Below are 6,528 nucleotides of genomic sequence, written 5' to 3'. Positions count from 1 at the left end.
ATCCGCAGATGCATGCTTGACGGTCCCTCCACCCTGGCTCCTACATACCTCGTAGGAGCCGGGAGGAACATACAAGCTTGCTCGACTGATTTTGACGTCGCCGTAGATGCATCAGTCGAGCAAGCTCGACTCTACAGCGTCGCGGCGCGTGAGCGCTGCAGCCAGTCGTTGATTGCGGGATCCAGCCGCGGGTCGTCCGGAAGCTGGATGCCGAAGCGCTGCTCCAGCACGTCGCGCACATCACCCACATCATGCAGCGGGCGCTTGTCCGGTGCCTGTCCGGGGCGGTACTCGGTGTAGTTGCCGCTGCCGATGGTGCGGCGCCAGTCCGGCCCGGTCAGCGACGCGCGCAACTGGCCGGGGAAACTGGAATCGGGATGGGTACATACGTACCAGTTGCCCACCACGTTGTCGATCGGCGCCGGCGCCTGCAGATCGAAGCGGTACATCACCCGCCAGCCGTCGCTGGATTCGGCCGACAGCATGAAATCACCGCCGTCTCCCAACCGCTGCAACAGATAGCGTTCGTGCGGGGTGGCCTGCGGCTGCGGGTCATGCAGGCGCAGCGGTACGGTCGGGGTCAGGCTGCCAAAACCGGCATCCACCAGCCAGTCATCGCCGTCCACCTGCACGCGCAGCAGCAGATGGGTACGCGCGGTCAGTTCGCCGTCCTGGGCGGCCAGCAGTACGCGCGCGCTCAATGGCTGGGCATCGAAGCCCAAGGCCTGCAGCAGCGCCAGCAACCCACCATTGAGCTCGAAGCAGTAGCCACCGCGGCACTCGTCAAGCAGCTTGCGCTGCACGCTGTCCAGGTCGATCGGCACCGCATCGCGCAGCAGGCAGCTGAGGGTTTCGAAGGGCAGCAGTGCGTTGTGGCGCTGCTGCAGCAGGGTCAGGCCGGCCAGGGTCCGTGGTGGCGGCGCATCCAGCTGCAGGCGCTGCAGGTAGCGGGGGACATCGAGCCTCGTCATGGGGGCACCGGGCGGGGAAGGGAGGTCCACTGTGCTCCCCCAACCGGGGTTGAGGTCAAGCACGGCGGCCGTGTCATGCCCCCGTCGCCTGCACCCGGTACAAAGACCGCGTCCGCCAGTGACGGGGGACGCAGACGAAAAAAGGCCTAAAGTTGACCTGAATCCGGCCGATACAGGTGCGTCCTTCCGCCTGGAGTCTGTCATGTCGGCCGTTGTCCCCCACCTCCGGTCCCTGCGCACGCGTCTTGCCACGTTGCGCTCGGCGTCCCCCGGCCTGCTGCTGTGGCTGCAACCACACCGGCTCAGCGTGGCCAACAAGCTCAAGGCGACCCTGTGGGTCTGTGGCCTGGGGCTGGTGGCGATCGCCGCTGTCTACGCCTGGACTGGCCATGCCAACGCCCTGGCCGCGCGCAGCCAGGCCAGCTACCAGCGCGGCAGCGATCTGGCTGCCAGCCTGTCCACGCGGGTGGCCGAAGCGCGCCGCCTGCAGACCCAGTATGCACGCAGTTTCGATGATGCTGACCGCAGCCAGTTGCTGGCAGCACAGAAGGCCCTGCAGGCTGACCTGCAGGCGCTTCGCGCGATGCCGATGGACGCCGGCCGACGCAAGGCGCTGCAGGTGCTGACCGAATCGGCCGACGCGTTCTCGCAGGGTGTCGCCGCCCTGTTTGAACGGGTCGACGAGATGGGCCGCGGTGAGGCCGGCCTCGCTGCACAGCTGCAGCAGGCCGCCGAAACCCTGCAGGCACAGGTGGATGCGCTGCAGCGGCCGTCGCTGGCGCTGTCCCTGCAGAAGATGCGAAGGCAGGAGGCCCTGCTGCTGCTCGACGGTGATTCCACCCACGCCGACCGCGCCAGCGAGGAAAAGCTGCCGTTCGACCTCGCGCTGGCGGGCCTGCCCGCGGATGCGCAGGACGCCCTGCGCAGCGGGATGGAGGGCTATCAAGGCGCCCTGCTGGGGTATACCGCGGCCCGCGTCGGCCTGGATGTGGAAGCGCAGTCGCTGCTGGATACCGCCGCGGGCGTAGCGCCGGCGCTGGCCGCTTTCCAGCAGGCGCAGGTGGCAGCGCTGGCCAAGGCGCAGGCGCGCCAGCAGGTCGCCGCGCGCACGATGAGCGTGCTGTTCGCACTGACCCTGCTGCTGGTGGCCGGCGTGCTGATCACCAGCCTGGTGCTGGCGCTGCGTGCGGTGCGCCAGCCGATCCAGGACACCCTGCGTTTCGCCAGCGACATCGCCGACGACCGCCTCGACACCACCCTGCGCGTCTACAACGCCAACGATGAGATCGGCCAGCTTGCCCAGCGCCTGGTCGACATGCAGCAGCGCCTGCGCGCGCGCATCGAAACCGAGCGTGCCGTGGCGCGCGGCAACACCCGCGTGCGCCAGGCGCTGGACAGTGCGCAGACCGGGCTGATGGTGGTCGATGCCGAGGGCCTGGTGGCGTACGCCAATCCGGCGCTGCTGGAGCAGCTGGAACGTCAGGGCGATGAGCTGGTGGGGAGCGATGCGGTACGCCTGCATCCGGCGCTGGCCAGCCTGGCTGGCGTGCGACAACGCGAAGAACGCGAGATCGGCCATTGCGGTGTGCGCTATCAGCTGGTCGCCAATCCCATTGTCGACGAGGGGCATTTCCTCGGCGTGGCGGTGGAATGGCGCAGTCGCGCGCTGGAAACCCTGCTGGAAACCGAAGTGGCAGCCCTGGTCGACGCGGCCGCGCACGGTGACCTGCACGGTCGCATCGCGCTGGAGGGGAAGCAGGGCTTTGTGCGCACGTTGTCGACCAGCATCAATCGCCTGTTGACCACCTTCGAGACCAATCTTGGCGATCTGCAGGCGCTTCTGGCCGCGCTGGCCCGCGGTGACCTCAGCGTGCGCATGGAAGGTGAACTGCAGGGCGTGTTCGCGCGCATGCGCGATGATGCCAACGCCACCGTCGCGCAACTGGGCCGCATCGTCACCCGCATCCAGCAGGCCACGTCCAGCCTCGATACCGGTGTCGGCGAGATCGTTGCCGGTCACCATGATCTGTCGCAGCGTACCGAGCAGCAGGCGGTCAATCTGGAAGAGACGGCAGCGTCGATGCACGAGCTGACCGACACTGTTGGCCGCAATGCCGATGCCGCGGGCCGTGCGGATGCGCTGGTCAAGGGCGCGGCGGCAGTGGCCCAGCGCGGAGGCGAGGCGGTCGGCCAGGTGGTGGCCACCATGCATGGCATCAGCGAAGCCTCACGGCGGATCGGTGACATCACCCAGCTGATTGATGGCATCGCCTTCCAGACCAACATCCTCGCGCTCAACGCGGCGGTGGAAGCGGCGCGCGCTGGAGAGCAGGGCCGCAGCTTCGCCGTCGTGGCTGCCGAAGTGCGCCTGCTGGCTCAGCGCAGCGCGGAGGCGGCCAAGCAGATCAAGGGATTGATCGAGGATTCGGTGGCGCGTGTGGGCCAGGGCAACCAGCAGGCCGAACAGGCCGGCACCACGATGGGCGAGATTGTCGGCAGCGTGCAGCAGCTGGCGGATCTGCTGGCCGGGATCCGCAGCGCGTCGCAGGACCAGCATGCCGGCATCGCCCAGGTGAACCAGACCATCGTGCAGATGGAGGCCAGTACACAGCGCAACGCCAGTCTGGTGGAAGAGGCGGGGGCCTCGACCGCGCAGATGCAGGCGCAGGTGCATGCCCTGGCAGAAGCCGTGGGCGCGTTCCGTCTGCAGTCGATGCCACAGGCGCGCGCTGCGGCCTGATCCCGCTCCGGTAGTGCCGGCCGCTGGCCGGCACCGTCGATGATCCTGCCGGCCAGCGGTCGGCACTACCCTTGTGGCTCAGTACACGTCGCGCCGGTAGCGCCCGGTCTCCAGCAGCGTTTCCACAACCTCATCGCCCAGCGCAGCGCGCAGCACCTGGTCCACGCCTTCGGCCATGCCCTGCAGCGAGCCGCAGACATGAATCACCGCACCACGCTGCATCCATTCGCGCAGCGCATCGGTGGCGGCATGCAGGCAATCCTGCACGTAACCACCTTCGCCATCGCGCGAGAACGCCAGGTCCACCCGCGCGAGATGGCCATCGGCCTGCCACGCTTCGATCTCGTCGGCGAACAGGAAGTCGTGCGCGCGCTGGCGCTCACCGAACAGCAGCCAGTGCCCGTGCTCGCCTGTGTGGGCAGCTTCGCGCAACAGGCTGCGCAGACCCGCGATGCCGGTGCCATTGCCGACCAGCACCATCGGGGCGCCACTGACACGATGGAATCCAGGATTGCGGTGCACACGGGCCACGATGCTGGCACCGACCGGGGCATGCAGCGCCAGCCAGCCCGAGCCCAGCCCGGCTCGACCCGACAGGTCATGCACCAGGCGCACCACCAGTTCCACCACTTCATCACTCGTGGAGGAGGCGATGGAGTATTCGCGTCCGGGCAGCGTTGGCAATCCGGACAGCCACAGGCAGGCATCCTGCACCGCCAGCGCGGCGTCGGCCTCGGGCAGCTCGCGTTCACTGGCCAGCGCCAGCAGGGTGCGTGGGTGGCCGTCCACCAGCAGCGGCTGCAGCGGATCCAACCCCTGTGCCTTCAACACGGCGTTGGCGTGCCGTGCGTTGTGCCGGGGCGCGATATGCAGGATGTCGCCCGCCTGCCACTGCACGTCGGCCGGTGGCGCAAGACGGATGCGCCAGATGGCACCACCGATGCTGCCCGGATTGAGCCGGTCGCGGCCGAGCAGCCGCCACTCATGCATCTGCGTGGCCGCCGGCAGCACGCTGTCATCGGTGACGATGCCGGTCAGCGCGCCCAGCTGCAGCTGCCATTGGCGCAAGGCCGCTACCGAGGCGGCATCGACTTCGACGCGGTCGAACAACGGGCGCGCGCCGTTGCCGAGCAGCCAGCCATCAACCTGGCGACCGAAGCCGCAGTAGTGCGGGTACTGTCGGTCACCCAGCGCCAGCAGTCCAAACTGCAGGCCTGACAGGTCGAGTGTCTGTGCCGTCAGCCGTCGTGCAGCGCCTCGCGCCGCATCCGGTGGCTCGCCGTCGCCGAAGGTGCTCAGTACCCACAGCACCTGCGCGGTGCGTGCCAGCTGCGCGGCATCAACGCGGGCCAGTGGCAGCACCTGCACCGCATGACCGGACGCCTGCAGCTGCGCGGCGGCGCGCCATGCCAGTTGTTCTCCCAGTCCACTCTGGCTGGCATGCACCACCAGCCACGGCGTACCACCGCCATCGGCAGGCGTTGCTGGCAGCGACTGGCGCAGGTCACGCGCGGCGCGCTGGCTGCGGCGGCGGTCCAGGTAGAGCATCCAGCCGGTGATGAAGAACAGGCTCATGCCCAGGCTGCTGAGCATCACCACGACACGCCCGGGCACGCCGAAGTAACTGCCCGAGTGCAGCGCGAACACGCTGGTGGCCAGCTGCGCGCCGGCGCCCTGGCGCGCATAGGGGCGGGCATCGAGCGTGGCCCCCGTGCCTGGGTCCAGCTGCAGCAGATCATGCGCGCGGTCATGCTGGCCGCCGCGCTGCGACGGATCACCGGCCATCACCCGCACGTTCAGTGCCTGCCCCGGCTTCTCCGGCAGGCGCAGGTCGATGTAGCCGGTGCGCACGCCGGGCAGTGCGTACAGCGTGGCTTCGATGCGTTCCAGGTTCAGGGCGGCGTCGGTGGCGACCTTGTGCTTGGCGGCCGGTGCGACGCCCAGCAGGGTGTTGGCGGTACTGCGATACCAGTCGAACGACCACCACAGGCCGGTCAGCGCACTCATCAGGTAGATCAACAGCACCCAGGTGCCGACCACCGAGTGCAGGCTCCACAGGAAGCCACGGCCGCTGCGTTTCCATTCCACCGCCAGCCAGCTGCGCCAGTGCCACCAGCGCCGCGGCCAGCGCAGGTAGAGCCCGGACAGGGTGAAGAACAGCAGCGCGATGGCACAACTGCCGGTGATCCATTTGCCGCGCTCGCCGGCGGCGAGGTGGCGGTGCAGGTCCTCGACGAAATCGAAGAACGCCTGCCCGCGCAGGGCACTGAAGCGCTCACCGCTGTACGGGTCGAAGTACACCCAGTGTTCCTTGCCGCCGGCAAAGCGCGCCACCGACGGCCGCTGTCCGGTGGCATCCACGCGCAGGCGCTGCAGCGGGCGTTCGCTGCCAGCCTGCAGCAGCGGCACCAGCTCGCTGAGTTCAAGCGGAAGCTGGCCGTCGGCATGGTGCTCGGCGATCTCGGCGAAGCCGGGATTGGCCGCCCGCAGCAGTTCATCCTCGAAGGACAGCACGGCGCCGCTGAGGCCCATCACGGCCAGCACGGCGCCGGCGGTGATGCCCAGCAGCCAGTGCAGTTGGAACAGGACGTTCTTGAACATCGAAGGAGGAGGGCCTGGAAGGCTGCCGCCCGCATCCTGCGCAACAGCAAATGAGAATTAGTCGCGGAATTCTCCGTGGCGCCCCGGCTGTGGTCAAGCAGGGGATATCGGCCGGGCGCCGCCCGGCACCCGTGGTAGTGCCGGCCGCTGGCCGGCAACCTCAGAAGCAACAGCCGAAGCAACAGCGGGTTTCCTGTGAGGAGGCGGGGTGGGTCC

General features: G+C 68.5%; 3 protein-coding genes. 1 reads left to right on the top strand and 2 read right to left on the bottom strand.

The features are described 5' to 3' along the window. Window positions 1-131: 131 nt before the first annotated feature. Entirely contained in the window at window positions 132-971 is an 840-nt protein-coding gene (locus ACX9OT_RS02410; protein WP_049463269.1) for an arylamine N-acetyltransferase family protein, read from the bottom strand. Between the two features lie 202 nt (window positions 972-1,173). On the opposite strand from ACX9OT_RS02410, the gene ACX9OT_RS02405 reads away from it, so the two are divergent. Further along, window positions 1,174-3,711 (top strand): methyl-accepting chemotaxis protein, encoded by a 2,538-nt coding sequence (locus ACX9OT_RS02405; protein WP_049463268.1) that lies wholly within the window; start codon window positions 1,174-1,176, stop codon window positions 3,709-3,711. Window positions 3,712-3,789: 78 nt separating this feature from the next. Here the strand turns inward: ACX9OT_RS02405 and ACX9OT_RS02400 are convergent, their stop codons facing one another. Further along, window positions 3,790-6,312 carry a PepSY domain-containing protein gene (locus ACX9OT_RS02400; protein WP_049463267.1) on the bottom strand — a complete coding sequence of 841 codons (2,523 nt, stop codon included), beginning with the start codon at window positions 6,310-6,312 and terminating at the stop codon, window positions 3,790-3,792. Window positions 6,313-6,528 lie beyond the last annotated feature (216 nt).

It is taken from the genome of Stenotrophomonas genospecies 3 (assembly GCF_054473855.1).
This window is presented reverse-complemented; position numbering and strand designations above follow the sequence as displayed.

Coding starts and splice junctions, on each gene's coding strand:
- ACX9OT_RS02410 (WP_049463269.1), bottom strand. CDS start 971: ATGACGAGGCTCGATGTCCCCCGCTACCTGCAGCGCCTGCAGCTGGAT.
- ACX9OT_RS02400 (WP_049463267.1), bottom strand. CDS start 6,312: ATGTTCAAGAACGTCCTGTTCCAACTGCACTGGCTGCTGGGCATCACC.
- ACX9OT_RS02405 (WP_049463268.1), top strand. CDS start 1,174: ATGTCGGCCGTTGTCCCCCACCTCCGGTCCCTGCGCACGCGTCTTGCC.